This is a genomic window from Vibrio sonorensis (assembly GCF_001854765.1).
Lineage (GTDB): Bacteria > Pseudomonadota > Gammaproteobacteria > Enterobacterales > Vibrionaceae > Vibrio > Vibrio sonorensis.
Window position 1 is genome coordinate 27252 of record NZ_LJJE01000082.1, and the last position, 17139, is coordinate 44390.

20 protein-coding genes and 2 pseudogenes are annotated in these 17139 nt (G+C 44.4%); 11 read left to right on the forward strand and 11 right to left on the reverse strand.

From position 1 onward, the window contains the following. Positions 1–3: 3 nt before the first annotated feature. Positions 4–816 (reverse strand): glycosyltransferase, encoded by an 813-nt coding sequence (locus BLO31_RS14550; protein ID WP_070968091.1) that lies wholly within the window; start codon positions 814–816, stop codon positions 4–6. A gap of 23 nt (positions 817–839) precedes the next feature. After that, the gene (locus tag BLO31_RS14555; RefSeq protein ID WP_070968094.1) at positions 840–1538 is read right to left on the reverse strand and encodes a 3-deoxy-D-manno-octulosonic acid kinase; all 699 of its coding nucleotides are present in this window, start codon (positions 1536–1538) and stop codon (positions 840–842) included. A 94-nt stretch (positions 1539–1632) separates the two neighbouring features. On the opposite strand from BLO31_RS14555, the gene BLO31_RS14560 reads away from it, so the two are divergent. Beyond that, entirely contained in the window at positions 1633–2712 is a 1080-nt protein-coding gene (locus tag BLO31_RS14560) for a glycosyltransferase family 9 protein (protein ID WP_070968097.1), read from the forward strand. Beyond that, positions 2709–3488: a glycosyltransferase family 2 protein gene (locus tag BLO31_RS14565; protein ID WP_070968101.1), complete on the forward strand. Its 780-nt coding sequence runs from the start codon at positions 2709–2711 to the stop codon at positions 3486–3488. The genes BLO31_RS14560 and BLO31_RS14565 overlap by 4 nt, the downstream gene beginning before the upstream one ends. A 59-nt stretch (positions 3489–3547) precedes the next feature. On the opposite strand, the gene BLO31_RS14570 is transcribed toward BLO31_RS14565, so the two are convergent. Beyond that, entirely contained in the window at positions 3548–4564 is a 1017-nt protein-coding gene (locus tag BLO31_RS14570; RefSeq protein WP_070968104.1) for a glycosyltransferase family 9 protein, read from the reverse strand. Between the two features lie 109 nt (positions 4565–4673). Here BLO31_RS14570 and coaD point away from each other — a divergent pair, with 109 nt between their 5' ends. Continuing rightward, positions 4674–5168: a pantetheine-phosphate adenylyltransferase gene (coaD, locus tag BLO31_RS14575; protein WP_070968107.1), complete on the forward strand. Its 495-nt coding sequence runs from the start codon at positions 4674–4676 to the stop codon at positions 5166–5168. Here the strand turns inward: coaD and mutM are convergent. The 5 genes from mutM to radC form a co-directional block, all read right to left on the reverse strand. Then, complete coding sequence (gene mutM, locus BLO31_RS14580) at positions 5165–5974, reverse strand: bifunctional DNA-formamidopyrimidine glycosylase/DNA-(apurinic or apyrimidinic site) lyase (RefSeq protein ID WP_070968110.1); 810 nt, start codon at positions 5972–5974, stop codon at positions 5165–5167. The two genes, coaD and mutM, sit on opposite strands and share 4 nt — an antisense overlap. A 48-nt stretch (positions 5975–6022) precedes the next feature. Next, positions 6023–6514, reverse strand: coding sequence for a hypothetical protein (locus tag BLO31_RS14585; protein ID WP_070968113.1), 492 nt, complete (start codon positions 6512–6514; stop codon positions 6023–6025). Between the two features lie 147 nt (positions 6515–6661). Continuing rightward, positions 6662–6832 carry a 50S ribosomal protein L33 gene (gene rpmG / locus BLO31_RS14590; RefSeq protein WP_070968116.1) on the reverse strand — a complete coding sequence of 57 codons (171 nt, stop codon included), beginning with the start codon at positions 6830–6832 and terminating at the stop codon, positions 6662–6664. Between the two features lie 13 nt (positions 6833–6845). After that, positions 6846–7082, reverse strand: a complete 237-nt coding sequence (gene rpmB / locus BLO31_RS14595) for a 50S ribosomal protein L28 (protein WP_004728407.1) — start codon at positions 7080–7082, stop codon at positions 6846–6848. 277 nt (positions 7083–7359) lie between these two features. Continuing rightward, complete coding sequence (gene radC, locus BLO31_RS14600; RefSeq protein ID WP_070968120.1) at positions 7360–8034, reverse strand: RadC family protein; 675 nt, start codon at positions 8032–8034, stop codon at positions 7360–7362. A gap of 272 nt (positions 8035–8306) precedes the next feature. Here radC and coaBC point away from each other — a divergent pair. From coaBC to lpxM, 4 genes and pseudogenes are all read left to right on the forward strand, one after another. Next, positions 8307–9514 (forward strand): annotated as a pseudogene (gene coaBC / locus BLO31_RS14605) (bifunctional phosphopantothenoylcysteine decarboxylase/phosphopantothenate--cysteine ligase CoaBC). A 73-nt stretch (positions 9515–9587) separates the two neighbouring features. Next, positions 9588–10178, forward strand: a complete 591-nt coding sequence (gene slmA, locus BLO31_RS14610) for a nucleoid occlusion factor SlmA (protein WP_070968124.1) — start codon at positions 9588–9590, stop codon at positions 10176–10178. A gap of 6 nt (positions 10179–10184) precedes the next feature. After that, positions 10185–11132, forward strand: a complete 948-nt coding sequence (locus tag BLO31_RS14615) for a Kdo(2)-lipid IV(A) acyltransferase (protein ID WP_070968128.1) — start codon at positions 10185–10187, stop codon at positions 11130–11132. A 5-nt stretch (positions 11133–11137) separates the two neighbouring features. Then, entirely contained in the window at positions 11138–12118 is a 981-nt protein-coding gene (gene lpxM / locus BLO31_RS14620) for a lauroyl-Kdo(2)-lipid IV(A) myristoyltransferase (RefSeq protein ID WP_070968132.1), read from the forward strand. Positions 12119–12189: 71 nt separating this feature from the next. On the opposite strand, the pseudogene pyrE reads toward lpxM, so the two are convergent. Together pyrE and rph are read right to left on the reverse strand one after the other, a co-directional pair. Next, positions 12190–12830 (reverse strand): annotated as a pseudogene (gene pyrE / locus BLO31_RS14625) (orotate phosphoribosyltransferase). A gap of 109 nt (positions 12831–12939) precedes the next feature. After that, positions 12940–13656, reverse strand: a complete 717-nt coding sequence (gene rph / locus BLO31_RS14630; RefSeq protein ID WP_070968136.1) for a ribonuclease PH — start codon at positions 13654–13656, stop codon at positions 12940–12942. Between the two features lie 166 nt (positions 13657–13822). On the opposite strand from rph, the gene BLO31_RS14635 reads away from it, so the two are divergent. The 3 genes from BLO31_RS14635 (at position 13823) to BLO31_RS14640 (ending at position 16067) form a co-directional block, all read left to right on the forward strand. Further along, positions 13823–14689 carry a YicC/YloC family endoribonuclease gene (locus BLO31_RS14635; RefSeq protein WP_070968140.1) on the forward strand — a complete coding sequence of 289 codons (867 nt, stop codon included), beginning with the start codon at positions 13823–13825 and terminating at the stop codon, positions 14687–14689. Positions 14690–14871: 182 nt separating this feature from the next. Further along, a complete protein-coding gene (locus tag BLO31_RS25220) occupies positions 14872–15135 on the forward strand; it encodes an Arm DNA-binding domain-containing protein (RefSeq protein ID WP_425425300.1) in 264 nt (87 codons plus the stop codon). Next, positions 15066–16067 (forward strand): tyrosine-type recombinase/integrase, encoded by a 1002-nt coding sequence (locus BLO31_RS14640; protein ID WP_084659836.1) that lies wholly within the window; start codon positions 15066–15068, stop codon positions 16065–16067. The genes BLO31_RS25220 and BLO31_RS14640 overlap by 70 nt, the downstream gene beginning before the upstream one ends. 6 nt (positions 16068–16073) lie before the next feature. On the opposite strand, the gene BLO31_RS14645 is transcribed toward BLO31_RS14640, so the two are convergent. Continuing rightward, positions 16074–16826, reverse strand: a complete 753-nt coding sequence (locus BLO31_RS14645; RefSeq protein WP_070968143.1) for a hypothetical protein — start codon at positions 16824–16826, stop codon at positions 16074–16076. A gap of 126 nt (positions 16827–16952) precedes the next feature. Here BLO31_RS14645 and BLO31_RS14650 point away from each other — a divergent pair, with 126 nt between their 5' ends. After that, the gene (locus tag BLO31_RS14650; RefSeq protein WP_070968146.1) at positions 16953–17132 is read left to right on the forward strand and encodes a helix-turn-helix transcriptional regulator; all 180 of its coding nucleotides are present in this window, start codon (positions 16953–16955) and stop codon (positions 17130–17132) included. Positions 17133–17139: the final 7 nt, after the last annotated feature.

Sequence of the window (17139 nt, forward strand, 5' to 3'; positions counted from 1 at the left end):
AGGCTAGAGATGTTGATCTAGCCCTTTTTTACAATAATAGACGCCATTTTTTAGATTTTCGGCCGTGATACGAGCATTAACATCAGCGAGAGCACGTCGAACAGGATGATCTAAATGATAAACAGGGGTGAGGAATTTAATATTTTTCATCTCAATTCCCATCGCCATCATGCGGTGACACAGGTCATCATCTTCCGCTCCAGCACCAGGAAGTTCCTCGTTATAGCCGTTAACCGTTTTAAAGTCAGCTAAGAAACAAGAGAAATTACATCCCACTAAGTTGAGCCACTTTTTCTTATAGAGAGCGTGTAGTAATGGGTTAATAAACCCCACTTCATAGTTTCTCACTTTGTCTTGGTGCAGTGAAAATATCTTGCTCAAGTAATAAATGGGCTTTTGCAGTGGGCCGATTTCTTGAGGCTCAGTGCGGACCAAGTTGGAGTAACGACGTCCCAAAAACACGCGACGACCAATTAAGGTTTTTCCGGGCTCACTGTGCTTGATGTGGCATTCCACATGTTTAAAATGAGGGATGCAATCACCGTCTAAAAATATAAGGTAGTCCGACTTTGCTTTTGCTACGGCTTTATTCACCGCCGTCATTTTTCTCCACCCTAAATCTTCCTGAGTCACATGGACAATGTTCAGATTAGAAAAAGGGCGTGAATTTAGATAATCAGCAACGTCTCTAGAGTCACCGTCTTCTGCAACAACAACTTCAAAATTTGGCTCACTTTGCATACTTAACGCGTACAAAATAGAGTTCAACGCTTCTACATCTTTGTAAACGGAGATAATTACAGAGGCTTTCAACATGTTATGCTCTTGGTTTTATTGGTTTATGCCATTGACTGTAGCAAAAACTCAAAATCTTCATTGGTCCAAATAATACCCGACTTACCTACCTCTTTCAAAAACGAGCGTTTCAATCTATCTAGGTTGCCCTGTTTCCACTCATCACCAGACTGTTGAAAACATTTGTCGAAGTCGATAATCCAAACTTTATCGTCTTTATCAAGCAGGATATTGTGGATATTGAGATCGGTGTGGTTAACCTGAGCGTCATGCATCTTGCGAATTTCTTTGCCGATTTTTCGATAAATTTCTTCTGGTAATGCCCGCTCTTGAAGTATTGCAACCAAGTCTTTGGCGTTGGGGACTTTCTCACTGAGCAGGTCTGCCTGATAAGTCATACCGCTTTTCACCGCCTGCGCAGCGATTGGTCTTGGAACATTTACCCCAGCGCTTCTCAGTATTTTTAACAACTTAAACTCTTGTACACCACGAGTTTGTTCCCATCCGGCAAACCAGTAACTATCTTTAACCAGTTTGCCAAACAGTCCTCCACGACGGTAATGACGAAGCGCTGCAGGTATCATTTCGGTCTCTACAAACCAAGTCGTCCCGCGTCCCTCAGCACTGCCGATCACCAGCCCTTTTTCTTGCCAGTAGTTCGGCTCAAAAACCTGTTTGGGATCCTCTGTGAGCAGTTCCTCGTCATACCATATGGTTTGGTTATCAAACTGCAACATCTTCATACTTAACGCGTCTCTCAATAAATTGGCACTGACATTTTACATTTATTGAACCTCTCTGCATAATCTTAGCCATTACTAGTCAAACGAAACCACTATGCCTCTTTTTTCCTCTCCGCCTAGCTCTCTTTGCGTACTGCGCTTATCGGCGATTGGCGATGTCTGCAATACTGTTGCAGCCGTTCAAGCTATTCAGCGTCAGTGGCCTACCACAGAAATTGTTTGGGTTACTGGAAAGCTTGAAGCAAAACTCATTGAAGACTTAGCCAATGTCAAAGTCGTAGTCTTTGATAAGAGTGAAGGCTGGGCGGGCTATAAGAAACTATGGCGAGAACTAGGCTCTTACCAGTTTGATGCATTGCTACATATGCAATACGCATTTCGAGCGAGTATTGCAACCATAGGCATTAAAGCAAAGTACAAAATTGGCTTCGATTCAACAAGAAGTCAAGATTTTCAAACTTGGTTCACCAACGTCAAGGTACCTTCCCCGCAATCAATGCATGTGCTAGATGGATTACTCGCATTTGGTGAAGTCCTTGGTGTGCAAGACATGACGGCTAAATGGCAAATAGACTATTCGAATTCAGATTCGAAATGGGCAAAGCAACACATTGCAAAGGACAAACCCAACTTAGTTATAGTTCCAGCGGCAAGCAAGGCCTATAAAAACTGGACAGCCGAGGGCTATGCTCTCGTGATTGAACACGCATGTAACGCGGGTTGGAACGTGATCCTAGCCGGAAGCCCCGCAAAGGTCGAGCGCGATTTGGCAAAGCAAATCGAGCAACTGATTAATGTCGAAGTCAACAATTTAGTTGGAAGCAGCTCACTAAAAGAAATGCTGGCTTTATTAGACAAAGTCGATATCGTTATTGCTCCCGATACTGGGCCTACTCATATGGCCAATGCCGTGAATACACCAGTCATTGGCCTCTATGCTCACCATAATCCAGAGCGTACAGGTCCTTACCAATATCGCCAATATGTGGTATCTGCCTACGAAGAAGCCATTCAAGCCGAAACAGGAAAACCGTCACACGAGCTAACTTGGCGTGCGCGGGTAAAAGATAAAAATGCCATGCAACGCATTGCCCCCCAGCGAGTCATCAACATGTTTAATAGCGTAGCCGCTGACTTAGCACTACAAAAATCCACTCCCAAGGAGTCCCAGTGAGTAAACCAACTATAGCCGTTGCACTTATCGTTAAAAACGAAGCACAACACCTTAAAGCCTGTTTGGAAACTGTCCACGACTGGGTTGATGAAATCGTCATTCTAGATTCCGGTAGTACAGACAATACAGAACAAGTGGCTCGAACATTTACCGATAAATTTTTCGTTAATGACAACTGGCCGGGCTTTGGGCCACAGCGCCGTCTCGCTCAATCCTATGTTGAGTCAGACTATGTGTTTTGGCTGGATGCAGATGAACGCGTCACGCCAGAATTAAAAACCAGCGTTTTAGCCGCAGTCACGACTAACGAGCCAACAACTGTTTATCAAACAGCGCGCTTAAGTTGGGTATTTGGTCGCTATATCCGTCATTGCGGATGGTATCCCGATCGCGTCCTGCGTTTATACCCAACAAAGTTGACTCAATACAATGACGCACTGGTTCACGAAAAAGTAGTGGTTTCAGAGCAGATGAAAGTAGAAACCCTAAGTGGAGACCTAATCCACTATACCTATAATGACATACACCACTATTTGGTGAAATCAGCAGGGTATGCAAAAGCTTGGGCAGAGCAGCGAGAGAAAAAAGGTAAAAGAAGCAGTATCTCACAGGGCATGCTTCATGCGCTTGGTTGTTTTGTTAAAATGTACGTAATTAAAGCCGGTTTTTTAGATGGCAAACAAGGCTTTCTACTGTCAGTGCTTTCGGCACACTCAACCTTCGTCAAATACGCCGACTTATGGGTCCGTACTAATACCGAAAAAATGCCAGATTAATACTTCCCTCAGTTGAAAGGCGACCAAATCGGTCGCCTAATATTACTGTAGCTTATCCGTCAACCAAGGTTGAGTGTTTCCAACACTTCTCGCACCAAAATCCGACTCATGTTCTCTTGGCTCGCTTTATCACCAGCTTTCGGTGGACAAAAAGCGATGTGATTGCCTTCGGAATTTATTGGTTTCCAGCGCAGTGGCGTTGCCGAGCGCTTACTTGGGAAAAAACCTACCGTTGGAACATCAAGAGCAGCCGCCATATGTAAAGGGCCTGTCGAACCAGCAATAAACACAGATGCACACCCTATCGAGGTGGCAAAATCCACTAAACCATCATTTTTATCATAGAGAGCAGCCGTTTTACCGCGCTCTTGTAAATGAGCTTTAAGGTGTTTCGCCTGTTCTTCTTCTCCAGGACCCGCAGTCAGTACTACATCACAATCCATCGATAACCCGTAAATCAAATCCGAGTATTGCTCTAGTGAGAGGTTGTTAGCAGATCCACCACTACCAGAATGGACAAACACCCACGGCCTATCGTCAGAAAGTCCAAGAGAAGCTTGTAACTTGCATTTTTGAACATTTAACTGCTGTTCGTTAAACGATAGGTATGGAGCCGTAGGCTCAATCACGGGGCGACCCATACCAGACAAAAATGCGCGGATCAGATCGAGGTTGTATTCATACTCAGGTTTTGTAGATTGAGAGCGTTTTTGCTTAACTCGCTTGTTATAGAAAATCTGAGCAAACTTAGTCGCTGGGGCTAAGCGGAAAGGAACCCGCGCTCTCCAGACCGTTAACGCATTGTAGGTGGTTGAAAAAAGATTTATCGAAGCGTCAAAACGTTCTGATTTAATCTTACGAATCAGTGCTTTCTGATCTTCTTTACTACCCTTAGCGGTTGGGTCAACAAGCACGCTGTCAATCCATGGGCACAGCTCAGCCAACGCCACTGTGTACTTAGGGACAAGAGCCGTAATATGAGCTTCAGGCAACGAAATCTTTAGCATGGCGAAGCTTGGCCATGCCAGCATAAAATCACCGATTTTGTCGTTACGAACAACGAGAATCTTTTCCATTGAGTCAGCCAAATATGTAAAAGTTAGCGGGTATAATACCGAGTTGAATAGGTAATTTTGAACCTTTTTGTTACCATTGAACGAGATAAGCTAACGCGAGTACCTATTTGTGAGCCAAAAACACCTATCCCGAGTCATTTATCCTGGCACTTTTGATCCCATTACCAATGGGCATCTTGATATGATCGAAAGAGCCAGTGATATGTTCGACGAAGTGATCATAGCGGTTGCAGCTAGCCCAAGCAAAAACACCATGTTTACGTTAGAAGAACGGGTTGCTTTTGCAACTCAAGTAACCACTCACTTAGACAATGTTACCGCGAAAGGCTTTTCCGGTCTTATGGTCGATTTTGCCAAGGATGAAAAGGCCAACGTACTGATTCGCGGTCTGCGCACCACGGTAGACTTTGAATACGAGTTTGGATTGACCAACATGTATCGACGTCTAATGCCAGGGCTAGAGAGTGTCTTCCTCACCCCAGCAGAAGAGCATGCATTTATCTCTTCGACCATTGTCAGAGAAGTTGCCATACACGGGGGTGATGTGGCTAACTTCGTTCCAAAGCCAGTCGCACAAGCCCTGAAAAACAAAGCCAAGATTTAACTTTGACACTCCGAGCAGAAGAATGTGTTTCGCTGACCAATTTTCTGCTCTTCGATCAAGTGACCACAGATAGGACAGGGCTCCCCCGCTTTACCATATACCTGAAGCTCTTGGGCAAAATAACCCGGTTTGCCATCGGCTTGCGCAAAGTCTTTTAACGTCGTACCACCCTGTTTAATGGCGACTTCTAATACCCGCTTAATTTCAGTCACCAAACGCTGCCATTCCAATACACTCAACGAACCCGCAGCACGAGTGGGTAAAATTCCCGAACTAAACAAAGACTCATTGGCGTAAATATTACCGACACCGACCACTATTTTGTTATCCATGATAAAAGACTTTACGGCAACGCGCTTACTCTTGGCTTTATCCAATATGTAATTAGGCTCAAAAGCGAGTGTCAAAGGTTCAGGGCCTAAGTTAGACAAAGCTTTGTGCTCTTGACCCGGTTCGCACCACAACCAAGCACCGAATCGTCTAGGATCGTTATACCTCAGCACCTTACCATTGTTTAATATCATATCCACATGATCGTGCTTATCGGCGGGTAGTTGAGCGTCCAAGACTCTAAGCGATCCCGACATGCCCAAATGAATAATGGCCGTACCGACTGAAGTTTCAATCAGCAAGTATTTCGCCCTGCGCGAAACAGAAAGTATACGCTGACCTTCTAATGCTTTAAGCGCCTCCGGAATGGGCCATCGCAGTTTGGGAGTGCGAAAAACAAAGGTGCGTATCACTTCACCATTGAGATGAGGAGAAATCCCCATTCTGCTCACTTCTACTTCAGGTAACTCAGGCATAACTTGTTATCGTATTGTTTTGGATACTCAAGCCTAAGTTGGCTTTTCTTACTTGTCTAGTATCTCAGGTGGGAATAAATAGTCTTTCTCAACCGATATGGCGATCCAGTTACCTTGCCAATTATCTAAAAGCCAGAACTTATCGGTCTGATACAAAGTCGTTCTTTGTGGCTCTTCCACATCTTTGTACCAGATTTCCAGAGATTCAGGGGAGCCTAAATTAGGCCTTAACTGCTCAAAAGTTGTCGCATCGACTTCTGTCCCCACCAAAACTTGCCATCTCGACGCCAGATCTTCTGGTGATGTCGCACTGGGAACGCTCAGTCGCCAACGACCTTGGTTTTTTTCTAAAGACCAGTGGTTAGTATGCAGCGCTTGCAGTTCGAGATTGGGGCTTAGCAACGTAGGGTAAGGGTTAACAGGTTCTTCGATTAGATACGATTGAATAATCGTGGGCAGATTAAGCACCGCCATAAAAGCAATCACGGCAAGGATAAGAATATTGTTCCAACGGCGACGACGGGCAGGGCTCACTCGCATGACTGCAACCTCATATTTCATTCATTATCAACAGTATATGAGATTACCAGCAGATACACGAATCCGTTTAGATCTTTCTTACTCACGCATCAAATAATAAAAAACCCAGCCGAAGCTGGGTTTTCAAAATTATAAAAGCGAAACCAATTACTTGATTTTAGCTTCTTTGTACACAACGTGCTGGCGAACAACTGGATCAAATTTCTTGATCTCAAATTTGCCTGGCATGTTACGCTTGTTCTTATCAGTTGTGTAGAAGTGACCTGTATCTGCAGTAGATACTAGGCGGATTTTCTCACGAACGCCTTTCTTTGCCATTGTCTATTTCCTCTTAAACGTTTTCGCCGCGTGCACGGATGTCAACAAGAACAGCATCAATACCTTTCTTGTCGATAATGCGCATACCTTTAGCAGTAAGGCGCAGTTTAACAAAACGTTTTTCGCTCTCTACCCAGAAACGATGAGTTTGTAGGTTCGGCAGAAAACGACGCTTAGTAGCATTTCGTGCGTGTGAACGGTTGTTACCCGTTACTGGACGCTTACCAGTTACTTGGCATACTCGTGACATGAATGTCTTCTCCAAAATCGTTTCAGCTCGATATCAACCTTGGTGGCCGAACCTCTCTATTTCTCAAATGAGATTTGAGGTTAAAAACCGCTATGGAAAATCCATACAAGGCTATCAAAGGTCGCGCATTATACTAACTTGGCTAGCATTGCTCAAGACCCGAACAGATCCTTTTTACAGGTTTTCCTGATCTTTTTTAAGCGGAGCTGAGAATTAGTTCAAAAAATGTCGGGCGATTGTAGCAGATTTCTATTAACTCACAACTGAAAATTGTGATTCATATCCAACCTCGTTGCGCAAAGGACACAACTTCACTCTCTCCCACCACAAAATGATCGAGAATTCTGATGTCAACTAAGGCTAAAGCATCCGATAATCGCTGGGTGAGACGTCGATCCGACTGACTTGGCTCTGCGACGCCAGAAGGGTGGTTATGGGCGAGAATAATCGCTGACGCATGTACCGCTAAGGCGCGTTTTACGACTTCACGGGGATACACTTGTGCACTATCAAGCGTACCTTCGAACAATGCCTCTTCTTCAATTAACTTAAATTGAGTGTTTAAATAAAAAACATAGAAAACTTCTCGTCTTTTATCTCTAAGAAGATAGGTAAGGTATTTTTTAACACTTTCGGCACTGCTGAGATCCTCACCTATGTCTACCGACTCAGCCAGCGTCCTTCTCAATAGCTCTTTAATTGCCATTAGCTCAGCGTATTTGGCTCTCCCAAGGCCTTTATGTCGGCAAAACTCCTCTTCACTGGCATTGAGCAGCGTTCGCAGCGATCCTCCATCAGAGAGTACTTGATGGGATAGCTCCAATACACTCATGCCTTTACTGCCCGTTCTTAAAAAAATGGCCAACAGTTCAACATTGCTCAAGGCTTCTGCTCCATATATAAGCAACTTTTCTCGTGGTAGGAGAGCTGGCGGTAATTGAGATACTTTCATTCGATCCTCCTACTGGTTTTATATCCCCAAGTCACCTAATAAGAGAAGATAATCTGAGCAAGACAACGAGTACGCTTCCCAATAACAATGCAATGCCCTTTGAGTCAGCATGAGTGCTCGTGATTCCCCTTGCGTTGCACTTCTTTTTGATTGACAGCGAAGACCAATAGACCCAGTCCGTGATCAACTCGTAGCCATGAATATGAAAGCCCCCCTAGAGTCGACAAATCACGCATGGTATCTTAGCCGCAGAAAATTTGAGGGAAATAAAGATGCAAACACTGTCTGGAAAAAAAATACTTCTCGGCATTAGTGGCGGGATCGCTGCTTACAAATGTGCCGATCTCACTCGTCGACTCATCGAGCGAGGTGCGGAAGTACAAGTCGTGATGACCAAAGCGGCTACAGAGTTTATCACGCCTTTAACCATGCAGGCGGTATCCGGTAACCCTGTATCTCATAGCTTGCTAGACCCCGCAGCAGAAGCATCGATGAGCCATATTGAACTCGCAAAATGGGCTGACCTAGTACTGCTGGCTCCCGCTACCGCCGATTTGATTGCCAGAGTATCAGCAGGGATGGGGAACGATTTACTCAGCACGCTAGTGCTGGCAACAGACTCCCCTATCGCTGTTTCTCCAGCAATGAATCAACAGATGTATCTCAACGTAGCGACTCAAGAAAACATTGAAACCTTAGCGCGCCGCGGTATGCATATTTGGGGCCCTGGTGCAGGAGAACAAGCCTGTGGTGATGTTGGACCGGGCGAATGCTAGAGCCATTAGAGCTAGTCGAACTCTGCGAACAGTTCTGGGCAGACAACCCCCTTAAAGGCAAAAAAATCGCAATAACTGCGGGCCCAACAAGAGAAGCGATCGATCCAGTCAGATATATTAGCAATCAAAGCTCAGGAAAGATGGGCTTTGCCCTAGCACAAGCCGCGCAACAAATGGGGGCGGATGTCACTCTCATCAGTGGTCCTGTATCTCTTGCTAGCCCTCATGGCGTAGATCGAATCAACGTAATCAGTGCACAAGAGATGTATGATGCATCCATGGCCCATGCGCCAAACCACGATATCTTTATCGCTTGTGCGGCAGTCGCAGACTACCGTCCAGAACAAGTGGCTACGCAAAAGATCAAAAAGACAGATCAAAATGATCAAATGAATATCACAATGGTAAAAAACCCAGATATTGTCGCTTCCGTTGCCGCGTTAGAAACTTCCCGCCCATACACGGTCGGTTTTGCCGCTGAAACGCAAAACGTCTCTCTATATGCGCAAAAGAAACTGGCGAAAAAGAATCTGGATATGATTTGTGCTAACGATGTCTCACTGCAAGGTCAGGGCTTTAATAGCAATGACAACGCTATCACCGTATACTGGCAAGATGGTGAGCAATCACTAACACTCGCCTCAAAATCTCAAATAGCGCATCAGATCCTGCATCTGATAGCCGATAAGCAGTCGGCGAACTAACTCAGCTCGCCTTAATAAAAGTCTATTCATTCTTTTGCTGAATTAAGCATGTGGTAACAAAAGGACAAGTTTCATGGCCGGAACAAGAAGAAGCAACCGTAGAGAGGAAATACTACAAGCACTGGCGCAAATGCTCGAATCACACGATGGCGCATCGCGTATCACCACCGCTAAGCTCGCGAAACAAGTCGGTGTTTCTGAGGCCGCCCTCTATCGTCATTTTCCTAGCAAAGCTCGTATGTTCGAAGGTTTGATTGAGTTTATAGAAGAGTCACTGATGTCTCGCATCAACCGAATTCTCGATGAAGAGAAAGACACTCTGACGCGTATTCGATTGGTTCTGCAATTGATTCTCGCCTTCTCTGAGCGAAATCCAGGGTTAAGTCGCATCCTTTCTGGTCATGCACTGATGTTCGAAAATGAAAGACTTCGCGACCGAATTAATCAGCTATTTGAACGTATTGAAACGTCACTGCGCCAAATACTTCGCGAACGCAAGCTACGAGAAGGTAAATCATTCCCCGTGGATGAAAAAATCCTTGCAGCTCAGTTATTAGGCCAAGTAGAAGGAAGCCTAAATCGTTTTGTGCGTTCCGACTTTAAATATCAACCAACAGAAAACTTCGACCAATATTGGGCTCTGTTGAGTGCCCAGATTAGCTAAGCAGATATGAGCAAAGACACTTTCGGCAAACCAAAATTCACCCTATCACTCCTGCACCCTAAACATTGGGGTGTTTGGATAGGGTTTGGTTTACTTGCACTTACAGTCAACCTACTTCCTTACCCAATGCTACTTAAACTTGGTAGAGGCATCGGAACTATCGGTTTAAAGGCCGCCAAATCTAGAGCAAAAATTGCCAGACGAAACTTAGAACTCGCTTTCCCAGACAAAAGTGTTCAAGAGATCGATAGCTTTGTCATTGAAAACTTTAAAAATACCGGAATGGCGCTTATTGAAACAGGAATCACCTGGTTTTGGCCAACTTGGCGCTTTAAGCGAATTTTGGTGGCGAAAGATATTGAAGAAGTTAAACGTCAAAGCGAGCAAGGAAAAGGAGTTCTGCTGTGTTGTGTTCACGCTCTAAACCTAGAGATAACAGCACGAGCTTTCGGCGTATTAGGGCTACCCGGCTATGGTGCCTATCGACCACATAGCAATCCTGCCTACGAGTTTATTCAATACCGTGGTAGAACTCGTAATGGCAACCAACTTATCTATCGTACTGATCTTAAAAAAATGATACGCGTACTGCGCCAAGGTCACCGTTTGTTCTATCTCCCGGATCAAGATTATGGACACAACAAATCCGTGTTTGTCCCCTTCTTTGCCGTTGAACAAACCTGCACCACAACTGGCACCAGTATTTTGGCTTATACCAGTAAGTGTGCAATTATCCCGGGCTCTGGTTTTAGGAACATCGATGGTAAGTACGAAATCATCGCAGATAAAAATATCGAACCCGACTACCCCAAAAAAGATGAAGTCGCCGCAGCAGCCTATATGAATACCTTTGTCGAAGAGATTATACTTAGGGCTCCGGAGCAGTGGATGTGGCTTCACAAACGTTTTAAGTCCCTGCCAGACCACAATTTGACCAACTCACGCTATCATTAATCGTCATGAACAAAAACGACAACAGTATCGATAAACACATTCACAACCCAACATTTGAATGGTCATTTCTGCATCCCAAGCATTGGGGAACATGGATCGGTATCCTATTCGCAGCTCTGTTTGCCTTTATGCCATTTCGCTGGAGAGACGCTTTAGCACGAAAGCTATCGGGCTTTGCCATTAGAAAAAACGGCCGTGTTGTCAGACGAGCGAGGGTCAACCTTGAGTACTGTTTCCCAGAAAAAAGTGATGAAGAGAGACAAGCCATTCTTGAAGAGACCTTTGTTAAAGCCGCGCAATACATGCTGGGTTACTCAGAGTTCCTCGTCAGGTCGACTAAACACAACCAAAACCGAGGTGTAATGATAGGTGAAGAAAACCTTCTCCCCCTCCTCGATGCGGGAGAAAATGTCATTATATTAGCACCACATGCTTGGGCCGTAGATTATCCTGCAGTTATGTTGGCAGCAAGAGGTTACAAAGTTACCACAATAATGAAGCCCCAACGCAACCCTATCGGCGATTGGTTAATGCAAGTTCAACGAATGCAGTATGGCGGCCGAATTTTCCCTCGCGACGCAGGTATCAAGCCATTTGTACGCTCAATCAAAGACGGCTACATAGGCTATTGGCTTCCAGACGAAGACTTCGGACCACAAAACTCTGTCTTTGTCCCTTTCTTCGCAACCGAAAAAGCGACCTTAAAAGGCTTTGGAAAAATGGCCCGACTTTCAAAAGCCAAAGTCGTCCCAATACTACCAGCCTACAACGATAAATCTGGCTTATATGAAGTGCATATCCTACCTGCGCTAGAAAACTTCCCGACCGGAGATGAAGAGATCGATGCGCGCGCGATGAATAAAGCCATTGAGGATTTGGTCACACCAAGACCAGAGCAGTATATGTGGAACCTCTCCCTCTTAAAAACGCAAAGAGATGGCAAGCAAATCTACGATAACTCCCATCGCGGAGATTGGGGTGATTAAAAATCACCGAGCAACGCATACAAAAAAGCACCTTGTGATAGGTGCTTTTTTATAACATGACTCAGTCCAGTTTAGATGCCGTACTCTGCTCGGTACTGTTTGACCGCTTCTAGATGCTCCGCACTATCACCTTTCTCTTCCAAGTAAGTGATAAGATCAGTCAAGCTCACAATAGAGATAACCGCACAACCAAAGTCGCGTACCACTTCTTGAATAGCCGACAACTCACCTTTGCCTTTCTCTTGGCGATCAATTGCGACTAACACCCCTGCGAGCTCAGCACCATTCGCTTTAATCAATTCCATCGACTCGCGAATCGCGGTACCCGCAGTGATCACGTCATCAACCAACATGATACGGCCTTCTAACGCACTACCAACTAAGTTGCCACCTTCGCCGTGGTCCTTAGCTTCTTTGCGATTAAAACAGTATGGCGTATCAATGTCGTGATGATCAGCCAGTGCTACCGCAGTAGTCGTTGCAATAGGAATACCTTTGTATGCTGGGCCAAATAGTACGTCATAATCGATCGCAGAATCGGCAAGAGCAGCAGCGTAAAAACGGCCTAGGCGCGCCAAATCACGACCTGTATTAAACAGACCAGCATTAAAGAAATAAGGCTCTTACGGCCAGATTTTAAAGTAAATTCACCAAATTTTAGAACCTGCTTTTCTAGGGCAAACTCAATAAACTCACGCTGGTATGCTTTCATCACTCACTCTCTAAATCAAACTAATGGGAAATCCACACTGGATTTAACCTCCCCTCCTCACTAAAGAAGGGACAAAAAAATAGCCCCCGATCTGGGAGCTATCTTAAAACTAATCAACTAATGCAGCTTTCTGTGCTGCAACAATATCGGCAATACCGCCTTTAGCGATCTTTAACAGCGACATTAATTCCTCATGACTAAAAGGTTCACCCTCAGCGGTGCCTTGGATTTCAATCATCTTACCTTCTTCGGTCATCACCACATTCATATCAGTATCCGCGGCGGAATCTTCTACGTATTCCAGATCACAAAGAATATTTTCCCCAAGGATACCCACTGAAACTGCCGCAACATGGCCTTTCATCGGATTCGCTTTAAGTTTTCCGCTATTGACCAGATGAGAAAACGCATCCGCCATCGCAACGCTTGCGCCACTAATCGACGCTGTACGAGTGCCACCATCCGCTTGAATCACATCACAATCAACAGTGATCATAAACTCACCCATGGCTTCTAGGTCAACGACTGCGCGCAAACTACGAGCAATCAGACGCTGAATTTCCATAGTACGGCCACCTTGCTTACCGCTCGCCGCTTCACGACGAGTACGAGAATGGGTTGCGCGAGGTAACATACCATACTCAGCCGTTACCCAACCTTTGCCTTGACCTTTTAGCCAGCGGGGCACGTTCTCTTCCACGGTCGCATTACACAATACTTTGGTGTTGCCAAACTCAACCAGTACAGACCCCTCGGCGTACGCTGTGTAATTGCGGGTAATTTTAATTGGGCGAATTTGTTCCGCCTTGCGGTCATTTGGGCGCATTGGCTTCTACCTTATATAGTGGAAGAGATAGGATTGGGCGGAGATTATATAGGAATACGAGTCTACACTCCAGCGATAGCCAAATAGACAACTCGCACCATACCGGACGCTCTGCTACTATATCGCCAGTTATCAATTTGCTACTAACGCAAACTAAGGAATGTAAATGATCTACAGTATGACTGCCTATGCACGAAAAGAGATTAAGTGTGACTGGGGCAATGCCGTGTGGGAGATTCGCTCCGTCAATCAAAGGTATTTGGAAACGTATTTCCGACTGCCAGAGCAATTTCGTGGTCTAGAACCCGTATTGCGCGAACGCTTTAGAAAGCGCCTAGCACGTGGCAAAGTCGAGTGTAGCCTTAGATTTGAAAACAATCCTGCCGCAAACAGTGAGCTATCTATCGATGAAGCACTGGCAAAACAAGTTATTAACGCCGCAAATCAAGTAATGACATTAACGGGCGAAGAGTCTCGCATTAATCCCTTTCAAGTCATGCAGTGGCCGGGAGTGATGGAAACACCAGAGCAAGATATGGACACCATCAATAAAGATCTGCTCAGCGCCTTTGATAACGCTCTTAGCGATTTTATCGAAGCACGTGGTCGCGAAGGTGAAAACATGAAAGCGCTAATTGAACAGCGTTTAACCGCCATCACCGACGAAGTGGTAAAGGTTCGCGCAAGAATGCCTGAAATCCTAGAATGGCAACGCGAGCGCCTGTTCAACAAGTTTGAAGAAGCAAAAGTAGAACTCGATGCAAGCCGCGTCGAGCAAGAGCTTATTTTGCTGGCTCAAAAGTCAGATGTTGCTGAAGAGCTGGATCGTTTAGATTCACATGTAAAAGAAGCGACCAATATCCTGAAGAAAGGTGGGGCATGTGGCCGACGCTTAGACTTTATGATGCAAGAGTTTAACCGTGAGTCGAACACCCTAGCGTCTAAGTCCATCAGTACCGATATCACAGCTTCAGGTGTTGAGCTAAAAGTACTTATCGAGCAAATGCGAGAGCAGATCCAGAATATTGAATAGTATTTCAGTGAAATTCAATGAACTTAAATTATCCATAAGTAATTGATAATAAGGAATACTGAGACTTCATTGAGTTTCACTCGACTACTAGTAACTTCACATCTTTGGTGACAAAGTGGTGACACAACTACAGTACTACACTATTTTATTGTTATGCTTGTCACCACTTAAGGATGCTCATCATGAATGCTCAACAGCTAGAAAACCTAATCAAAGTCGGAAAAGCGACACGCAAACGAGTAGCATCCGGTGGGCCCGGAATTTACTTTCGAGTAGCATCATCAGGTAGCGCATTTTGGGTTTATCGCTATACAATAAATGGAGTTCGAAAGGAAATCACCGTTGGGGCATATGGCTCAAAGCACATGGAATTCCATTGGGAGATATTGCAGATGAAGCAGCTGACTTTAGAAAACAGCACAAGGAAGGTAAAGACCCTTCAATAGAAAGAGCATTTTCACACTATCAAAACATCAACACTTTAGACCAACTCGCAGAAGACTGGTTTCAAGAGTGTGATAAACGCCTGAAATTTCCTGAAATCCCCAAACGAGTCTATCGAAAAGATCTATCACCTGTCCTAGGTAAGATGAATGTAAAAGATATTCGGAAACCTCACATATACCAACAAATTAGAGCAATTAGGGATAGTGGCAGGCCTACTATTGCTTCTGATGCACTAGTCTATTGTAAGCAACTATTTGATCATGCAGAAACAATCGGGCTAATAGAAGCGAATCCAGCAGCATCAATTATGCCTAAGAGACTTAACCTCATAGAGAAAGCAAGACAAAGAGTATTAACTAAAGATGAGCTGAAACATTTCTTTGAAGTAGCCAAAAGTAACCCCGATCAATTTGTAATAGAAAATTACTTAGCTTGTATTCTTTTAGTATGCTTGGGGGTACGTAAAACAGAACTCTTAGCTGCAACATGGGAAGAGATCGACCTGTCTAAAAAGGTTTGGCTACTCCCAGGCAATAGAACCAAAAGTGGCACTTCTACCACTTATCCTCTGGATGATTATCTTGTTGAAATATTTGGTCAGTTAAAAGCGAGAGCACTTGGTTCTGAATATGTATTTCCTAATCGAAGAGCCTCAAAAAGGTTCAAACACATTTCGCCAGACACACTCAACGCAGCAATAGCAAAGCTATTTAAGCAACAAAAACTAACAATCCCACATTTCACAATTCATGACTTCCGCAGGACGTTTAGAACTCTGTTGGGTGACTTAAAAGTTGCTCCCCACGTTGCCGAGAAGTGCTTAAACCATAAACTTCCCAAAATCATGGCGATTTACGACACTCATGACTACTTCGAAGAAAGAAAAAAAGCACACACTCTAGTTGTACAAGAGCTAAAGCAGTTTTTTTAGCTTCATCTACGAGTTAATCCAAACAGAGCTAGGTACACCAAATATCTTCTCAAGTGTCTCTATACCTGTTTCTCGGCCATTGTAGTCAGGGTCACAGGTTAACCTTTTCATCAACCGACCTTCATTGTGTAGGAACTTTAGTTCAGTTTTGGCCCCTACGATTGACAACAAAAGAAGTTCCGTTCTGGGCGCATCGTAGTTGTAATAGAGGGAGTCAGCTAAAAAGTAGTTAATCCGTTCTAAATTCGCCTTTGGATTATCAGTGAACTTACTCTCAACTTGATTGCTCCAGGTGCACTTTTCGTCATCATTTTCCGAGACAGGCCTCAAGTAAGTGGAATCATTATCAGAAAAACAGTTTTGACACGCCAATGTTAGATTGTGCACAGCCTCACTAAAGCTATTGCTACTTAAAACCGTGAAAATCCCATATGGGCCGTTATCGAAATAGGATTCACTCCCTTCAAAAACCTGATTGACGAGAGACCTGATCGGTCGATTTTTAGAGCGCCCATTCGAAGTATTTGCTGGAACTCTCTCCCCATTGAAATACTTTTCCCACTTGGGGTTATCCGGTCCACTTAGAAATAATTCAAAAACCAAATCCTGATCTTTTGTTACAAGTAATCTTGAAATCGAAAGATGACGATCTTCATTGGATTTAGTCATAGCCAGTTGACCTGGTTCCTTTATTCCAAGCCTCAAAAATACTTCCCTACACCAAAACATCGTTTTGATACGATCCAAATCACTTACCATAAAAGCACCCAAAAGTCAAAAACAGTCGGTAGAAATAACTGTTTGTGCGAATTAGTAGCCTCAAACTTAACATAGATATCAAACAAAAGTTAATAACCAATAGAACACCAATTAGAGGATCAATCAATGAACGAAAAGTTAATCATCAAGCCACACGAGCTCGCAGTCCAGCTAGGCGTGAGTACTGTCACCTTATGGCGTTGGCAGAAGTCGAAAGCTCATGGCTTCCCTACTCCTATTTATAGAGGCAATCGAACTTTGGGTTGGAGAGTTAGAGACATTAATGATTGGTTAGATAGCCAATAAGGAAGAA